Genomic DNA, 16,754 nt, shown 5'->3' with positions numbered 1-16,754 from the left:
GCAGCGACTCCGCCCCACCGGGCGGCAACGGCTTGGCGTCGATTCTGAAGGTCGCCTGTCATAGCATGCGATTATAGCGTCAGAGCGAAGACGAATCTCTCCGGTTCTTGACCCCGGCAGGAGGCAAAGAAAATGCAGGAAACAGTTACGCTTTCGGATGCGGCGGCCAAACGCATTGCCGCCATTCTACAGGCGGAGAAGGACAAGAGCGCGATGCGCGTCTCCGTCGAAGGCGGCGGCTGCTCGGGCTTCTCCTACAAGTTCGATCTGGTCGACGCGGCGAATGCCGACGATCTCATCCTCGAAAAGGACAACGCAAAAGTCCTGATCGACAGTCTGTCGCTGGTCTATATGGGCGGCTCGGAGATCGATTTCGTCGACAACCTCCTCGGACAGTCCTTCCAGATCAAGAATCCGAACGCCGTGGCAAGTTGCGGGTGCGGAACGAGTTTTTCCGTCTGATGCTCGCGCTGCACATCGCCTGATCTAAAGATAGGGCGATCCGAGCCAGAGCAACCGATTTGCCAGCCGGTTTACGAGCGGCTGCGCGCGGAGCCCGGCAAGCGTCACTTCATCCGCGGTCCCCCGTATGGCGCAGACCTTTTCGCCAATTGCACGTGCGAACTCCTCGTCGAGTATTTCGAGGTCGAACTCGAAATTGAGGCGCAGAGAGCGAGGATCGAGATTGCTGGAGCCGACATAGGCCCAGCGATCGTCGATGACCATCAGCTTGGAATGATTGAAGGCGCCCTTTGCCCGCCAGAGCCGACAGTGGCCTTTCAGCACCTGGTCGAACTGTGCCGTCATCGCGCGGTCGACGAGCGTCAGGTTGTTGACGGAGGGCACGACGATGTCGACCTCGACGCCCTTTCTCGCCGCCGTCACGAGCGCGCTGACCAACTCCTTGTCAGGCAGGAAATAGGGCGACATCAGGCGGATATGCTTTCGCGCCATGGAAAAGGCGCCCATCAGCATCTTGTGATTCGTCTCGTTGGTATTGTCCGGGCCCGAGGGAACCGCCCGCATCAATACCGATCGCACGTCCGGCTCGGCGGGAAGGTCGGCGAGCCGCCATGCGTCGCCTGCCAGTATCTCCTCGCTCGAAAACTGCCAGTCTTCCGCAGCAACCTGAAAGATGTCGGCGACAACAGGTCCGGTCACACGGAAATGCGTGTCGAAAGAAGCAGCGCTGCCTGCCATTTCCGCGGCGAAACCTGCGCGGATGTTCATGCCGCCGGCGAAAGCGACCGCACCGTCGACGACCATGATCTTGCGGTGGGTCCTGAGATTGGCATAGGGCAGCCTCAGGCCCATGATGATGTTGCCGTTGAAGACGGCGGTCGGCACGCCTCCTTCCTTCAGGTAACCCACAATGCTCGGCACCGAATAGCGCGCGCCCACGGCATCGATCAGGACGCGCACGCTTACGCCGCGCTTGACTGCGGCGATCAGGGCGCTGGCGAAACGCATGCCGATGGGATCCCGGTCGAAAATATAGCTCTCGATGAGGATGCTGCGACGGGCGGACGAAATCTCGTCAAGCATCGCCCCATAGACGGCATCGCCACCCTCGAGCATGGTGATGTGGTTTCCCGCCGACATGGTGAAGCGTGCAACCCGGTCCCCGAGCATCTTCATTGCCGCGAAACGCTGGCCGAAGCGGGCCACGACCTGATCATTCGTTATGTCGAAGCGCCCGAAAGGGTCGCGCTCGGTCGAGCGCAGCAGCGAGCGCTGCAAGCCGATGGACGACCGGCGCATCCGGTTTATGCCCGCGACCGCGTAGATGACCGCGCCGATGACCGGCGACAGGAGGACGACCCCGACCCAGCCGGCGGCCGCACGCACGTCGTCTTTCGTCATCGCTGCATGGATGATTGCCGGGACGCCGAGGGCGACCGAAAGCAGCGCCAGAAAATGCGGCCAGTAACTCTCTACGAACGCGATCATGCGCGGGACTATAGACGGACGCGGTGCGGAATCAATTCGGCCCACTTAAGGGTGAACCATGCCTCGCGGAAGAAGTGGAAGATGCGCCGGAACGACGTCGGCCTGAACTGGACCGATGCGGCAGGTCACGGATTTGTCAAAAGAATATCCAGCAGCTAGAACGACTCGACTGCAGGGACTCAAACGTCATGAGAGGCAAGGCTGCCCAATGAAGATTGCCACATGGAACATCAACGGCGTCAAGGCGCGGGTCGACGGCCTCGTGGCGTGGCTCAAGGAATCGAATCCGGACATCGCCTGTCTGCAGGAGATCAAATCCGTCGACGAAGCATTTCCGAGGGGCGAGATCGAAGCGCTCGGCTATCATGTGGAGACGCACGGTCAGAAAGGATTCAATGGCGTTGCCCTGCTCTCCAAGACGAGACCCGACGAGATCAATCGCGGACTTCCGGGAGACGCATCCGACGAACAGTCACGCTTCATCGAAGGCGTTTTCTCCGTCGATGGCGGAGCGATTCGGGTCTGCTGCCTCTATCTCCCGAACGGGAATCCGGTAGCGACGGAAAAATACGCCTACAAGCTTGCATGGATGCAACGCCTCGCCGCATTCGCGGAACAAAGGCTCGTCCTCGAGGAACCGCTCATCCTGGCCGGTGATTACAACGTCATTCCGGAGGCCCACGACTGCTGGGACGTCAAGGTCTGGCGAAACGACGCACTCTACCTCCCCGAAACGCGTGCCGCCTTCCGGCGCCTGCGCAACCTTGGCTTCACCGACGCGGTGCGTGCGACCTCCGACGAGGCGCCGCTCTATTCGTTCTGGGATTATCAGGCTGGCTGCTGGCCGAAGAATTTCGGCATCCGCATCGACCATCTGATGCTGTCGCCCGAGGCTGCCGACAAGCTCGTGTCGACCTCCATCGAGAAGCATGTTCGATCCTGGGAAAAACCGTCCGACCATGTGCCCGTGACGGCGGAATTCGCGTTCGAGGCCGCGTAAAGCGGCGATCGGCGCCGCCTGGTGTCGATCGTCAGCCGACGGTTGGCGCATGCCGTTGCAGGCAGGCTGCGAAACTCAATCGTCGTCGTTCTGCAGATGCATGTTCTGGGACATCGTTATCGCCACCCGGCGGTCGTCTTCGGTTGCAAGCGAAAACGCCTGTTCCTGCATAGCCTGGAGCCAGGGACGGTCCTTGGGGGAACATTGGTCGAGCGCTGCCGTCATATATGCCAGACCGCGAGCGGTCTGGCCCTCCTGGAAAATGACGTTGCCGAAAACGCCCATGGCCCCCGCATGGCCATTCTTGCGCGCCCGGTTCAGCCATTTCTTGGCCTGCTGGACATTGACGCTCCCGCCCTCGCCGGAAAGCAGCATGCGCGCAAGCTGAAACTGCGCTTCCGCCACACCGAATGTGGAGGCCGCCTGAAAATACAACTGCCTGGCCTGCGACAGGTCGGATCTTACCGGGGTATCGGGAATGCCGCGCCGGTAATAGCCGGCAAGCGAAATCAATGCATTGACGAAATAGCCCGTATCTTCCGAGCCGGGCTCGACACCCTGTTGCGCTATTTCGCTGTAGATCTTGAACGCTTCGAGATCGTTCTCCGCGACGCCGTCGCCATAGGCGTACATATTGGCGAGCGCCCAGCGAGAGCCCGTGTGCCCCTTTTCGGCGGCATATCGGTAGGCCTCGACCGCTTCGTCCTTTCGGCCGTTCTTGTAGGCGGAGAATCCGAACTTGAAGAGCGCGAAGGGACCCGACTCCTTGGTCACGCCGGCGCCGGGATCGAAAGCCCGGGCTGGCCCGGCCGCGGCCGTGCCGACCGCCAGCGACATGCCCAGCACCGCAACCCTCAGCGACTTCAGTTCACCCGCGCGCATAGCAATCAGTTTCTTTCGCTCGAGCCGGCCGCGCCGACCCCTTCACCGTTGCGAAGATCGATCCGTGCACAGCCGCTCGTCACAGGAAAACTGAAAGAGTTGCCGGGGACCTGACGTCCGGCATCCGGCCGGCGCAATCTTCGCATGCTGCGAGCACCGGCTCCGGCGCCACCGGTGCTCCGGCCGCGCGTCTGACGCCAATTGCTACGGGATATCATGACGGCACACAAACTCACTTCACCTCGACGCGGGCATGGAACTCGACTACGTCTTCGCCCCTATATCGCTGCTCTCATTTTGTGGCGGGAAATGGACATAATCGACCCGGCCCCGATAGTAGCAAACGGTAGCAGGAAATGTGTTGCTGAATCGTCACATTCACATCCGCTTATAAGCTTGGTCATCAAATACAAAAAGGCCCGGCAAAGACCGGGCCTGGGCAGTGGACGTTCGAGGATCAGAACCTGACCTTCAGGGACGTCGATATCGCACCGACGAAGTCATTGTCGAATTCGTAGGAGACGTCGTCGCCGATCACCCGCCCCTTGTACGTGACCTCGCCAGAACTGCCGCTCGTCAGGATGCCGACGCTGCCTGCAAGACGAAGCTCGATATTTTCCGTGGGCGTATAGGAGATCCCGGTACCCAGCAGCCATGTATCCGTCTGGGTGCCATAGCCGTGGCTCGTACCGCGGTCCCAGGTCAGGCTGACAGCGCCGCTCCACTGATCAGTGAACTTGTGACCGATACCACCGGTAATGGTCCAGCCGTCGCGATAAAGGAGGTCAAGACTAGTGGGAAACTTAAAGGGACCGGGTTCATTCGGAACAAAGTCAAGCACCTGCAACTGGCTCCAGTCTGTCCACTTGACCGAGCCAAATGCGAGCCAGCCGGGAGCAATACCGGATTGAACCTTCAGTTCAAGCGAATCCGGCATGGATGCTGAGCCGTGCACATCGTATTTTGTTAGCCCAAGGCCACGCAGATCGATGAACCCAGAAAGATTGTCGAGATCGACGGCGCTGTTGTAAACAAGGCTCGCCCGCATCGCATACTCGGGAATTTCGTAGGCTACACCCGCGCGCCAACCCCAACCGCTGTCTTCAAGCTCGAGCCTCCCAACGCCCAGGGGAGAGGTTGGACCAAAGTCCTGAACAAGGCGCTCTTTAAAGCCGCTCACTTCCTGATAGAACACGCCGCCAATGATGCGTACGACCCCGGGGCCCGCTTCCCATTTGTAAGAGCACGTCGCCGCGTAGTTGTCGCTCTCAACCTTGGTTTCGATATTGTTGTTCGCGCCGGCCCAGTTTTTGCCGGGATTAGTGTGGGCGCCCCAAGGCTGCGAGTAGTCCGCCATACAGTCAATACTGTCACCCAAAGCAGCCTTTACGCCGATACGGGGCGCCCAATAACTTTCCGTGTCATCCGCGGAATTAGGACGGTAGTTCAAATCGCCGCCGCCAAAAGTCGGAGCAGCGGGGTTGGTGTTTGCGCGATCCGTATCCTCGACGTTCTTAAGTTTGCGCTGCGGATTGACATATGTCGCTGTCGCTTCGGCCGCATAGTCCGACGGATCGAACAAGAGATCGATATTATAGCCGCTGCGCTCAAGCCCTCCCGCCTGTGCAGCCGAGGCCACGAGCATTCCGGCAACCGCAGCCAGAACGCCCTGCTTCAATCCATTTCGAGCCATCAAGCTCCTCCCCTGCATTCCAATCGATGCGACCACCCACCTTGTGCCGCGCTGAAGGAAAGTATCCTCACGAATGCGTGAAATGGCAAACCGCAAACCCTCGCGAAAGCCCGGGATAAGCGGTCATGAGATTTACGTAAGAATTCCAACTTCTCGCCACAATTCACACGATATTGAAATTTCATTCTCGATGAAAATGACAATTAAGACACAAAACAGAATTATTTTCTAATTTTATGCCCACGTGTGACGCTAGAACAACAACATTGCTTTTTACGCAGCATCTCTACGGAGCACCGTTGAAAAACCGATAGGTGAAACCCATGCGTGCATTGCCACCGAGCCACCTGCATTGCAGTCCGGACCTGCCCAAACGTCCGATTCGTGGCGAGGGGAAAAGAAAGTAAAAATCCGCGGCATTGCTGCCGCGGATTGCTTTTTCTTCGGTTCTGTCTCGCAGAGCTAGCCCGCTTCCGAAACGCGGGACAAGGCGATGCCGAGCGAGGTTTTTTGCTGATCGAGGTCGACCAGCCGCTCGCGCTCGGCCTCCACCAGTTCAGGCTTGGCGTTGGCGACGAATTTTTCGTTGGCAAGCTTGCCGAGGATTCGCTCGCGCTCGACGTCGACCTTTGCGATAGCCTTTTCCAGGCGCGATTTTTCGGCTGCGAGGTCGATGAGGCTGCCGAGCGGAAGGCAGGCCGTTGCTTCGCCGACCACGATCTGAGCGCTGCCGCGGGACGCCACTGACGCGTGTTCGATGTTCTCCACCCTCGCCAGACGCTTGATCGCGGAGGCATGCCTGTCGAGCCGCTCGCTCGTCAGCGCCTTCGCTCCGACGATGACCAGCGGCGCCATCGCCGCCGGAGGAACGTTCATTTCTGCGCGAACCGAACGAATGCCCGAGACGAGGTCGATCAGCCAGTTGATTTCGTCCGCGGCTGCGTCATCCGCATAGAAGGCCGCAGGCCATTCGGCGTGGCATAGGAGCGTCGTGCGCTCGCGCCCGGGGCCGGTCGTCTTTTCCCAAAGCTCTTCCGTCATGAAGGGCATGAACGGATGCAGCAGCTTGTAGATCTCATCCAGGACATAGGCCGTGCAGGCCTGGGACTCGCGCTTGGCCGCTTCGTCGTCGCCATTGAAGACAGGCTTCAGCAGTTCGAGATACCAGTCGCAGAACTGGTTCCAGATAAAGCGGTAAAGGGTTCCGGCTGCCTCGTTGAAGCGGTAATCCTCGATCGCCTCGCTCACGTCACGGATGGTGCGCGACAGTTCCGTCAGAATCCAGCGGTTGATCGTCAGCGACGCGGCTTCGGGGATGAAGCCTTCGCTGCTCGTTGCCCCGTTCATCTCGGCAAAGCGGGTCGCATTCCACAGCTTCGTTCCGAAGTTGCGGTAGCCCGCGATCCGAGACGGGTCGAGCTTCACGTCGCGCCCCTGAGCCGCCATGATCGCCAGCGTGAAGCGCAAAGCGTCAGCGCCGTATTCGTCTATGAGCTCCAGCGGATCGATGACGTTGCCCTTGGACTTCGACATCTTCTGCCCGTTCTTGTCACGAACGAGCGCATGGACATAAACCGTGTGGAACGGCTCGACGGGCGTGCCGTCCGCATCCTTCATGAAATGAAGACCCATCATCATCATCCGGGCGACCCAGAAGAAGATGATGTCGAAGCCGGTTACCAGCACGTCGGTCTGGTAGTATTTCTCGAGCTCCGGCGTCTCCTTCGGCCAGCCGAGCGTCGAGAAGGGCCAGAGCGCCGAAGAGAACCAGGTGTCGAGGACGTCCTCATCGCGCGTCAGGATCTCACCGGGCTTGAAGTTTTCGAGCAGGTCTTCGACATAGGCCTTCATCGGCCCTTCATGGGCGATGTAATGCTGAATCGCCGCGTGCAGCGCTTCCTCCTCGTTCCGCTCAACGAAGATCTGCCCGTCGGGACCGTACCAGGCCGGAATCTGGTGTCCCCACCAGAGCTGGCGCGAAATGCACCAGGGCTGAATATTCTCCATCCACTCGAAGTAGGTCTTCTCCCAGTTCTTCGGGACGAAGTTCGTTCTTCCTTCCTTGACCGCCGCAATTGCCGGCTTCGCCAGAGTCTTCGCGTCGACATACCATTGCTCGGTCAGGCGCGGTTCGATCGGCACGCCGCCGCGGTCGCCATGGGGCACCATGTGCTTGTGGGGCTCGATATGGTCGACGAGGCCGGCTTCCTCGAGCATCTCCACGATCAGCTTGCGGGCTTCGAAGCGATCCTTGCCCTCCAGCCGGTCCCAGGCGCCATGAAGTGCCGCCGGATGGTCGAGACCTTCGAGGAAATCCTCATTGTTCTTGATCGTTATCCGGCCGTCTGCCGTGAGAACGTTGACCTGCCTCAGTCCTCTGCGCTTGCCGACGTCGAAATCGTTGAAGTCATGGGCAGGCGTCATCTTTACCGCGCCGGTGCCGGTCGTCGGGTCCGGATACTCGTCGGCGACGATCGGGATGCGGCGCCCGACGATAGGCAGGATGACATGCTTGCCGACAATGCCCTTATAGCGGACGTCGTCGGGGTGCACGGCAACACCGGTGTCGCCCAGCATGGTTTCCGGACGTGTGGTCGCGACGACCAGATAGTCGCGGGTCTCCCATTCCGTCGCTTTGCCGTCCTCATCGAAGGCGACCGGATGCTGGTAGGTCACGCCCTCTTCGAGTGGGTAGCGCAGATGCCAGAGATGGCCGTTGACCTCGACCTGCTCGACCTCGATGTCCGAAATCGCGGTCTGCAGCTTCGGGTCCCAGTTGACCAGACGTTTGTCGCGATAGATCAGACCTTCCTTGTACAGGCTGACGAAGACCTCGATAACCGCTTCGGACAGCCCTTCGTCCATCGTGAAGCGCTCGCGCGACCAGTCGCAGGAGGCGCCGAGCCGCTTCAACTGATTGAAAATCAGGCCACCGGACTCGGCCTTCCACTCCCAGACTTTCTCTATGAAGGCCTCGCGGCCCATATCACGGCGGCTCGGGAGCTGACGTTGCATGAGCTGGCGCTCGACGACCATCTGGGTAGCGATACCCGCGTGATCCATACCCGGCTGCCAGAGCACATCCTTGCCGCGCATGCGCTCGAAGCGCACCATGATGTCCTGCAGCGTGTTGTTCAGCGCATGGCCCATGTGCAGCGAACCCGTCACGTTCGGCGGCGGGATCACGATCGTGAAGGTCTCCGCGTCCGGCTTCGCGTTCACACCAGCGCGAAAGGCGTCCGCTTCGTCCCAGGCCTTGGCGATCTTCGGTTCTACCGCTGCGGAATCGTAGGTTTTATCAAGCATTCTTTGGCCGATTTTCTGGAGATTGATGTCAGCGTTTGTAAACCGGAAGGCCCGGGGAGAGTCAACCTGAACGCGGAAAGAGCCGCTGCCATCGTGCATACGGCTTCCATCTTAGAGCACATCCAGGAAAAGTGTGCAGCGGTTTTTCCCTACGGAAGTGCGCAGGCTCAAAAACTTGGAGTACTTAGCGCCGGGGCCCGCGCGCCACGCGTTCGATTTCCTCGCGCACCAGCCTTTCGACCAATGTCGGCAAGTTGTCATCCAGCCATTCCTGCAACATCGGACGCAGCATCGCCTCGGCGATCTCGTCGAAGGAACGCCGCGGTCCGTTCTCGACGGCATGCGCCAGCTCGTCGAAGGCGCGCGCCACCTGGCGGCTGACAGCGGGCGAAACGATCGTTCCGGGCGTGCTTTCCGGCGCCGTTGCCTCGTCCGAGGCCGTCGCATGCACCGCTTCCTCGGCAAAATGGGTCGGCTCGGCACTGGAGGAAAGGCGGCTTGCGGAGCTCTCGGCGGCGTCACTCGTCGCGGTGACCGCGGTCGACGGGAACGCAGCGATGCGGGACATCATCGCCGGGCCATCGGCCGGCGACCGCGCTTCCTCGCCTCCTGTTTGCTCTCTCGGCACCGTATGCACCGCCGTTCGCTCCGAAGCGGCCCTCACCCGTGCCGCGACATCGGCAAGAGAAAGCGGCACGGACGGCGATCCCGGCGCGCTGGCACGGGTGTCGGCCGCCGACGGTGACGTTCTGGCGGACGAAAGCCGGTCCTCGACGGATCCGAAAGCGTTCTCTTCAACCTCTGGATCCATCGACAGTTCGATATCGTCGCCGGCGTCGTCTTCGAAGACCTGCCGCGCGGAGGCTCCGGCCGGACCAGGCTCGTTACTCTCGATGATCTTGCGAATGGATGCCAGAATCTCATCCATCGAAGGTTCACGTGCGACGTTGAGCTGCGCCATTTCAATCCCCGTTTGCTGCGGACGAACACGGAAAAAGCCCTCCGTGTGCCGATTCGAACAAACCTTAAGTGAGTTCGCCGACGAAACAAACGCCGCGAATCAGCTCGATAAATTCTTGCACAGATTTGTTTTTTTCGGCAGGGGCGCTTGCGCATTAACGCGAAACGCCGCGGCCCTTCGGGCGCGCGGCGTTTCGCGTGTCGATTTGCTGCGGCGGCTCAGCGCCCGTCGACGGTCCGCAGGCCGAACCATTTGTCCTTGACGGCCTCGTAATGTTCCTCGGCGCGATACTCGGCCACCTGCAGGCCCTGGCTCTTGACGGTCAGATGGCCCATCGCGGCGAGCAAGGCGTAGCTTGCAACCACGGAGTCGCGCTGCGCTCCAGCCAGAGATTCCTGCGCATCCAGAACGTCCTGCTGCGCGTCGAGCACATCCAGCGTGGTACGCTGACCGACTTTGCGCTCTTCGATCACGCCCTCGAGAGCGAGGTTTGCGGCGGAGATCTGCGACCGGCTCGCCTTGATTCTGGCGAGCGCCGACTCAAGCTGCGCATGCGCCGACACGACGGTCTGCTGCACCGAGGCGCGGGCGGAGTCGACGAGGATGCGCTGCTGCCCCAGGACTTCCTTGGCCTGGCGAATCTGGCCGTATTCCGCGCCGCCCTGATAGATCGGAACTTCGAGCCGAGCCGTGACGCTCGCCGTCGTGTTGTCGAGCCCTCCCTGACCGGCATTGCCGGTGTTACGGGTGACGGCGCCCTGGAGAACGACGCCCGGCAGCATCGTGCCTTCCGCCGATTTCACCTCATACCCGGCCGAATCAACCGCGTATTGCGCCGCCAGGATTTGCGGATTCTCCCGCAGCCCCGTCGCAACGGCCTGGTCGAGAGATCTCGGCATCGCCTTCGTTGCCGGTCCCGGCTGTCTGATGCCGGTCGGCGCTGCGCCGACGATCTGCACATAGACCGCTTCGCTCTGCTTCAGCTGCGCGATTGCAGCGACAAGGAGCGACTGTGCATTGGCGAGCTCGGCTTCCGCCTGGCTCACATCCGTCCGCGTGCCCTCGCCCACTTCGAGGCGGGCCTGCGCAGCGTTCAGCTGCTCCCGAAGGAAGGCCAGGTTCTGCCGGCGAATGGAAACGATCTGCTGGTCGCGGGCGATGTTCGCATAGGATTGCGCCGCCGAAAGAAGGATCTGAATCTCGTTGGCCTTCAGCGTCTCGCGGCTCGAAAACACGTTCGACTCAGCCGCTCTCACATTGTTCAGCGTCTGAAATCCATCGAAGATCGTCTGCGTGATGGAAATACCGACCTGTCCTGAGTGAAAGTCGCGAGTCCCCGTCCGTTCGGCATCGACCCGCGAGAGCGTCCCCGTCGCGGATGCGGAAATCTGCGGCCGGTAGCCGGCCTTCGCAATCGGAACCCCTTCATCGGTCGCGCGCAGTCCGGCGCGAGCGGCATTGAGGTCCGGGTTGTTCGCATAGGCCTTGGCCATTGCCCCGAAGATCGTCTCCGCGAGAACGGCGTGGGGGGCGAGCAGCACGCTGGTCGAGACAGCCGCCCACAAGGCTGCTTTGCGGACAATCGACACCATCTTCCCTCCGATCAACCGGGGCGGTCTCGCCACCCCGCAATTTCAGCGGGCCATTCGCCGTATGGCGAGCCCTGTTAAATTACTGCGGCGAGCCCGCGCCACCCATGGCGGGCAAATCACCGCTTCCAGCCTCTTTTGAACTCCGGATTCGGTCTTAGGACAACTGGGCACCAAGTCTCTACGCAGGCATTTCAAAAAGAAACAGGCAACACGTTGCCGATTGGCAACATTGCAGTTTTTGCGTCAACACTCATATGTTGAGCTACCTCAATAAGAGGCACATCAAAAAACAAAGGAACGCTCGCGACGGAAGCCTGGAAGCGGCTTCACGGCGGTATTGAAGTCAGCTCGCTCCGACGTCATGCCCGATTCGCGCACGTAAAGTTTCGCACGAGATGCGTTACCAAATCCTTCCACGGCCACGAGCCGGCCGCCGTCGCGAAGCTGCTCGAAGAGCTCGTCAGGGATCATCTCGACGGCACCGTTGATGAAGATGACGTCATAGGGGGCTTCCGCCGCATATCCCTTGGTCAGGTCGCCGCTCACCACGGCGATATTGTCGTAACCGAGGCGTGCCAGCGTTTCCGTGGCGGTGGCGGCCAGGGCTTCGTCGCTCTCCAGCGCAACGACGGAACCCGCGAGAAGCGATAGCAGGGCCGAGGCGTAACCTGTCCCGCAGCCAATTTCGAGGACCAGACCCGATTTGGAGATCTCTGCGAGCTGGAGGAGCTTCGCCAGCGGCGACGGCTCCATCAGGTAACGCGGCTGGGGACCGCCGACGAGCTCGATGTCGGTGTCGATATAGGCCAGTTCCCGCATTTTGGCAGGCACGAACTCCTCGCGTGGGACCGACAGGAAAGCAGACAGTACTGAATGGGAGGTCACATCCGTGGTCCGGATCTGATTGTCCACCATTTTGATGCGGGCTGCTTCGAAGTTCATGTTATTGCCTCGTATCGGAATAGGCGCGGCGCCGGGAAGACCGTGCGGTCTTGTGTTCGGCGGCGGCCGGCCTGTTGCCTGAGGCGCGACGCACCGATCGTATTCATGCGACGCGCTCTAGGTTGTTGCCTCTGTGCATTGCGATCAGCCCAGAAACCGCTCGGAGCTTCTGGGCGCATGCACTAAGCTCATAGATCGCCGCACGGCCGGTTTCAAGCGACTGCGTATCGGTGCGCGCAAAAAGGCGACCGCCGGCACACAGTCTATCGAACGTCAGCGGGCGGGCGCGGCCTCCAGGCCGACGAGTGCGATCTTGCCGTAGCCCGCATTCTGAATGAGGTTCATCACCGTCATCAGTTCGCCGTAGTCGACCAGGCGATCGGCGCGCAGGAGCACGCGCGTTTCCGCGTTGCCGCCGGTTATCCTGTTCAGCTCGGAAACAAAGGCCTCCCGAGGCGCCTCTTCATTGCCGATGGCAAGCGTGAGATCGGCCTTCAGCGTCACGAAAACCGGTTTGTCGTCGCGCGGCGTGGGTTTTGCGACGGATTGCGGCAGGTCGACCTTCATGTCGACCGTCGCGAGCGGTGCGGCCACCATGAAGATGATGAGGAGCACGAGCATGACGTCGATGAAGGGGGTGACGTTGATCTCGCTGTTCTCGTCGAGATCGCCGCTGCTCTCGGAAATTTTTCCAGCCATTTTCGCTTATCCGATTCTGGCGATCGAGTCGGAGGCATGGGCGAAGCCGTCCTGGCGGCGCGGCGGCGCCCTGCGGGCGTGGCGATGATCGAGATCGCGGCTGACCAGTCTTTCGACGGCTGCCGCCGCATCGGCCAGAATGAGCTTGTAGCCCCCGACGGACCGGGCAAAATAGTTGTAGATCACCACCGCCGGTATTGCCGCGACGAGGCCGATCGCAGTCGCCAGCAGCGCCTCGGCGATGCCCGGCGCAACGATGGCGAGGTTCGTCGTCTGCGCCTTGCTGATGCCGATGAAGGAATTCATGATCCCCCAAACGGTACCGAAGAGGCCGACGAATGGACCAACGGACCCGATGGATGCCAGGATTCCCGTACCGGCGCTCATCCTCTTGCCGGCGCGAACTTCGATACGCGTGAGCAGAGAGGAGACGCGTTCCTTGACACCTCCTGCCGGCGCAAGGTCCAGAACGGCTTCCGAGCGTGTCATTTCGTCGATCGCCGCAGCGACCATGTCCCCAGCCACGCCGGCGCGGCGCTCGAGATTTGGCTGCGCGTCGGCGAGACCATTCGCGGAAACGAGAGCCGCCACGGCGCGCTTGAGACGCGACTTGGCATATATGAGTTCCAGCGTCTTCACGAGGAAGATCGCCCAAGTGGCGACGGAGGCGAGCGCCAGAGCCACCATCACCGCCTTTACGACTATATCGGCGGCGAGAAACATGCCGACCGGCGAAAGATCATGCGGAAGCACAGGGTTTGCTCCCTCCGCCGTTGCAACGCCCGCCGCTGCCTCGGCCGACAGCGCCGGTAGCGCGTCCGGGTCATCGGCGCCGGAAACGTTCGGCTGCGCGTCGACCGAAACGGACGAGGGCTGTTGCGCGGTCTGCGCGAGGCCGGGCGCGACCGGGCCGGCAAGGAAAACAGCCAAGGTTGCCGCCAGCAACACGTTCAATTTCTGCCGGATCCGATCAGACATCTCGTTCCTCTTTTCCCGCATTCGCCCGAGCGTCGCGGGCTGCAATCGATTTTCAACAATCAGGACGGCGCCGGATGCAAACCGCAGCCGCTCATGCCCTGCGCCGTCTTTGCCGGAGCGCTTTCGCAAGGCTCTTTACGACAAACAATGGCGGCATGACAAGATTTGTGGAGTACAATAATCAAGAATATGGCAGCAGATCGGACGATGAAGCTGCGCGGACCGTCAAAGCGGTGATCCCTGCGGGACAAAGCTGCCGCTCCGCCAGTCGTAGCGGCGATGGCGCTGCCAGGGCCGTTCAGTGGAGGAGAACGAGCTTACGATCCGCATGCGGGGGCGCGACCCCGTTCGTTCCTCCTCGGCATGGATTTCGACCGCCCCCGTCCGCCGCAGCGTCTCGATACTTATGACCAATGATCCGCCGGACGGGCAGGCTGCCGAAGGCCGGCGGCTGGCGACGACCACCAGATCGGCGCGGCCGCACAGGAACGAGAGAGATTCGACCTTTTCGATAACAGCCACTGTCCATCCCTCACGGCTGCGCCCGGCGCACCCTACCCCTTTTCTGCAGGCGAAGACGCCGGATTGGGCCGAGGCCAGCAAAGCTGCCGCCCCGACATCGGCGTACTGTTCCGTTGCAAGATCGAGCGGTGCCTTGTGTTCTGCGGTCGCAAGTGCACGCTGCCATTGCGAGAAGATGAACTCCGGCGGCCGGCTCCGATTGGTCGCAATTGCATCAGCGGTGATGAGGCCGATCAGTTGAGCATCCTCCGATATCGCGATCGACGGGCGCCCCTTGCCCGGTTCGAGCGCGATCGCGCATGCACCCAGAGCGATCAGCCCCGCGCCGGCGAGCGCCAGCCGGGTTCTCAGCACGCAGAGCAGGATGCCGCCGAAGGCAATAAGGAAGAAGGGCGCGCCGCCCATGCGACCGGTCGTCCACTCGCCGTCGAGCGAGGCCACATATCGGGCGACCGCCAGCATCCAGTCCAGCCCCTGCCCCATGATCGCAAGGGGATAATGTTCGAGCCCGAACGGCATAAGCAGCATCGCGAACAACGCAAAAGGCATGATGAGAATGCTGATCAGAGGCGTCGTGAGAACGTTTGCCGCCAACCCGTAGCCGGGAAGCCGGTTGAAGTGGGCAGCCGCGTAAACTGCCGTGGCCAGGCCGCCGATGACGGAGGTGGCGACAGTCCCGATGGCGAGGCCGGACAAGGCTCCCACACCCACCCGCTTCCTCGAGGTTTCGCGATCTTTTCTCCTGTGGTCGCGCCAGCGGGAATAGCCGGCAACGAGAGCCAGCGTCGCCGCAAAGGACATTTGGAACCCGGGTCCGGCTGCCGCCGATGGTGTCCAGGCAAGGATCACGAGTGCGGCAAGCGCCACGTTGCGCAGGCTGATCGAAACGCGGTCGAAGAACACTGCAACGAGCATGATCGAGATCATGATCCAGGATCTGAGCGCCGAGACCGCACCGCCGGAAATCAGTATATAGAAGAAGACCATGAGAAGAGCGCCGACGGCAGCGATCTTCTTCACGGGATATCTTTCGGCCAACCCCGGGACGAAGCTCAACAGGGTCCGGGCACCGATGAGAAACGTACCCGCCGCCAGCACCATGTTGAGTCCCGAGATCGCAAGGACATGCGACAGGCCGGCGGCGCGCAGCATCTCGACGGCCTCGCGGCTGATCGCGCGCTCCTCGCCGGTCACGAGCGCCGCAGCGATCGCACCGGTGTCTCCGCCGATCGCCGAGCGAATCCGGTTGCCTACCGATTCGCGTACCTGTGCCAGATATGCGGCCGCTTGCCCCGGCGGCGAAGCCCGGGACGGATCGGCCACAGCGCCGGCATCCAACGGCGCGTGCGGCGCGCCGTAGAAAAATCCGACCGCGCCCACACCTTTGAAATAGGCGCTGAAAGCGAAATCGTTGAGACCTGGCAGAGCCGGTCCGGAGGGCGGCGACAAACGGGCCTTGCCCTCGATCATCGCCCCGACCGGAAACGGTTCGTGAGCGCTCCGCGCCAGAAGCGTCGTTCTCTTCGGGGCTCTGCGCAGCCGTGGGCCGGATGTTTCATGGATTTCCACCAGATAACGCCAGCGTCCCCGGTCGTCCGGATCCCGCGAAAGGACGGTTCCGCGAACAGTCGTCGTAACGGGAGTGTCGAGAATGACTGTGTCGAGCCTCGCCGTTTCGGCCGCGGCAAGCAGCATCCCAGCAGCAAAAAGAGCAGGCGCGACCGCCAAGGGCCGCCAGTTTCGCAGACCTCCCCGACATAGGACCGCAGATATTCCGAAAACGCAAAGCAGCGCTGCAAGTTTGGCAATTCCGACGGTTTCGGGTAGTGCGAACCAGGTAAGGGAGCCGAGTGCCAGAACGACCGGGATAAGGACGAAGCCGTGGCCGTATTCCCGCTCTTCGGCAACCGCAGCCCTTGCACCGAGGGAAAATGCTGCGGCCACCGAGCGGATCCGCTGGCGAATAATGGCCGCATGCCGGCCTGCGGGCGTCCGGCGTTCGCAGCATCCGGAGGGCAGATCGCCAGTGAGGACCTGCGCACCCTCGACCGGGGGCCATGCGCTGCGCTCCCCCTCGCCCACGACCGTTTGTGCCCGGCTCTCCCCCATCTCGCTCCGCCCGCCCACTGTTTCGCGATCCTGCCGCCAACGGGGCAATCTTGCAATCGGAGCCCTGTGCTCAAAAAACAGGCACCTAATTAGAATGGTACCGCATTATCAGCTTAGCGA

The 16,754-nt window shown here is 61.4% G+C and carries 12 protein-coding genes; 2 read left to right on the top strand and 10 right to left on the bottom strand.

Going from position 1 to position 16,754, the window contains the following annotated elements; genetic code table 11:
• Positions 1–132: 132 nt before the first annotated feature.
• Entirely contained in the window at positions 133–462 is a 330-nt protein-coding gene (erpA, locus tag SINAR_RS0117595) for an iron-sulfur cluster insertion protein ErpA (RefSeq protein WP_028000301.1), read from the top strand.
• 24 nt (positions 463–486) lie between these two features.
• Here erpA and SINAR_RS0117590 read toward each other — a convergent pair whose 3' ends face one another.
• Entirely contained in the window at positions 487–1,950 is a 1,464-nt protein-coding gene (locus SINAR_RS0117590) for a phospholipase D-like domain-containing protein (RefSeq protein WP_028000300.1), read from the bottom strand.
• Positions 1,951–2,158: 208 nt separating this feature from the next.
• Here SINAR_RS0117590 and xth point away from each other — a divergent pair, with 208 nt between their 5' ends.
• Positions 2,159–2,950 carry an exodeoxyribonuclease III gene (gene xth / locus SINAR_RS0117585; protein ID WP_028000299.1) on the top strand — a complete coding sequence of 264 codons (792 nt, stop codon included), beginning with the start codon at positions 2,159–2,161 and terminating at the stop codon, positions 2,948–2,950.
• Positions 2,951–3,025: 75 nt separating this feature from the next.
• On the opposite strand, the gene exoR is transcribed toward xth, so the two are convergent.
• From exoR to SINAR_RS0117540, 9 genes are all read right to left on the bottom strand, one after another.
• Positions 3,026–3,832, bottom strand: a complete 807-nt coding sequence (exoR, locus tag SINAR_RS0117580) for a two-component system ChvIG regulator ExoR (protein ID WP_028000298.1) — start codon at positions 3,830–3,832, stop codon at positions 3,026–3,028.
• Positions 3,833–4,289: 457 nt separating this feature from the next.
• Positions 4,290–5,525: an OmpP1/FadL family transporter gene (locus SINAR_RS0117575; RefSeq protein WP_028000297.1), complete on the bottom strand. Its 1,236-nt coding sequence runs from the start codon at positions 5,523–5,525 to the stop codon at positions 4,290–4,292.
• Positions 5,526–5,987: 462 nt separating this feature from the next.
• Positions 5,988–8,831, bottom strand: coding sequence for a valine--tRNA ligase (locus SINAR_RS0117570; protein ID WP_028000296.1), 2,844 nt, complete (start codon positions 8,829–8,831; stop codon positions 5,988–5,990).
• Between the two features lie 184 nt (positions 8,832–9,015).
• Entirely contained in the window at positions 9,016–9,792 is a 777-nt protein-coding gene (locus tag SINAR_RS0117565; RefSeq protein WP_028000295.1) for a PopZ family protein, read from the bottom strand.
• A 218-nt stretch (positions 9,793–10,010) separates the two neighbouring features.
• Positions 10,011–11,384: an outer membrane channel protein TolC gene (gene tolC / locus SINAR_RS0117560; RefSeq protein ID WP_028000294.1), complete on the bottom strand. Its 1,374-nt coding sequence runs from the start codon at positions 11,382–11,384 to the stop codon at positions 10,011–10,013.
• A 282-nt stretch (positions 11,385–11,666) separates the two neighbouring features.
• Positions 11,667–12,326, bottom strand: a complete 660-nt coding sequence (locus tag SINAR_RS0117555) for a protein-L-isoaspartate O-methyltransferase family protein (protein ID WP_028000293.1) — start codon at positions 12,324–12,326, stop codon at positions 11,667–11,669.
• Between the two features lie 273 nt (positions 12,327–12,599).
• Positions 12,600–13,025, bottom strand: a complete 426-nt coding sequence (gene exbD / locus SINAR_RS0117550; RefSeq protein ID WP_028000292.1) for a TonB system transport protein ExbD — start codon at positions 13,023–13,025, stop codon at positions 12,600–12,602.
• 6 nt (positions 13,026–13,031) lie between these two features.
• Positions 13,032–14,003, bottom strand: a complete 972-nt coding sequence (exbB, locus tag SINAR_RS0117545) for a tonB-system energizer ExbB (RefSeq protein ID WP_028000291.1) — start codon at positions 14,001–14,003, stop codon at positions 13,032–13,034.
• A gap of 225 nt (positions 14,004–14,228) precedes the next feature.
• A complete protein-coding gene (locus SINAR_RS0117540; RefSeq protein WP_028000290.1) occupies positions 14,229–16,634 on the bottom strand; it encodes a ComEC/Rec2 family competence protein in 2,406 nt (801 codons plus the stop codon).
• Between the last annotated feature and the right edge of the window lie 120 nt (positions 16,635–16,754).

The sequence above is a fragment of the Sinorhizobium arboris LMG 14919 genome (genome assembly GCF_000427465.1).
Lineage (GTDB): Bacteria > Pseudomonadota > Alphaproteobacteria > Rhizobiales > Rhizobiaceae > Sinorhizobium > Sinorhizobium arboris.
Note: the sequence above shows the minus strand (reverse complement) of the source record. Positions and strands in the feature narration are given on the sequence as shown.

Bases quoted from the DNA above. Each gene is read 5' to 3' on its own strand.
- exbD (WP_028000292.1), bottom strand. From the start codon at position 13,025: ATGGCTGGAAAAATTTCCGAGAGCAGCGGCGATCTCGACGAGAACAGC.
- SINAR_RS0117590 (WP_028000300.1), bottom strand. From the start codon at position 1,950: ATGATCGCGTTCGTAGAGAGTTACTGGCCGCATTTTCTGGCGCTGCTT.
- xth (WP_028000299.1), top strand. From the start codon at position 2,159: ATGAAGATTGCCACATGGAACATCAACGGCGTCAAGGCGCGGGTCGAC.
- exoR (WP_028000298.1), bottom strand. From the start codon at position 3,832: ATGCGCGCGGGTGAACTGAAGTCGCTGAGGGTTGCGGTGCTGGGCATG.
- SINAR_RS0117565 (WP_028000295.1), bottom strand. From the start codon at position 9,792: ATGGCGCAGCTCAACGTCGCACGTGAACCTTCGATGGATGAGATTCTG.
- exbB (WP_028000291.1), bottom strand. From the start codon at position 14,003: ATGTCTGATCGGATCCGGCAGAAATTGAACGTGTTGCTGGCGGCAACC.
- SINAR_RS0117555 (WP_028000293.1), bottom strand. From the start codon at position 12,326: ATGAACTTCGAAGCAGCCCGCATCAAAATGGTGGACAATCAGATCCGG.
- SINAR_RS0117570 (WP_028000296.1), bottom strand. From the start codon at position 8,831: ATGCTTGATAAAACCTACGATTCCGCAGCGGTAGAACCGAAGATCGCC.
- tolC (WP_028000294.1), bottom strand. From the start codon at position 11,384: ATGGTGTCGATTGTCCGCAAAGCAGCCTTGTGGGCGGCTGTCTCGACC.
- SINAR_RS0117575 (WP_028000297.1), bottom strand. From the start codon at position 5,525: ATGGCTCGAAATGGATTGAAGCAGGGCGTTCTGGCTGCGGTTGCCGGA.
- SINAR_RS0117540 (WP_028000290.1), bottom strand. From the start codon at position 16,634: ATGGGGGAGAGCCGGGCACAAACGGTCGTGGGCGAGGGGGAGCGCAGC.
- erpA (WP_028000301.1), top strand. From the start codon at position 133: ATGCAGGAAACAGTTACGCTTTCGGATGCGGCGGCCAAACGCATTGCC.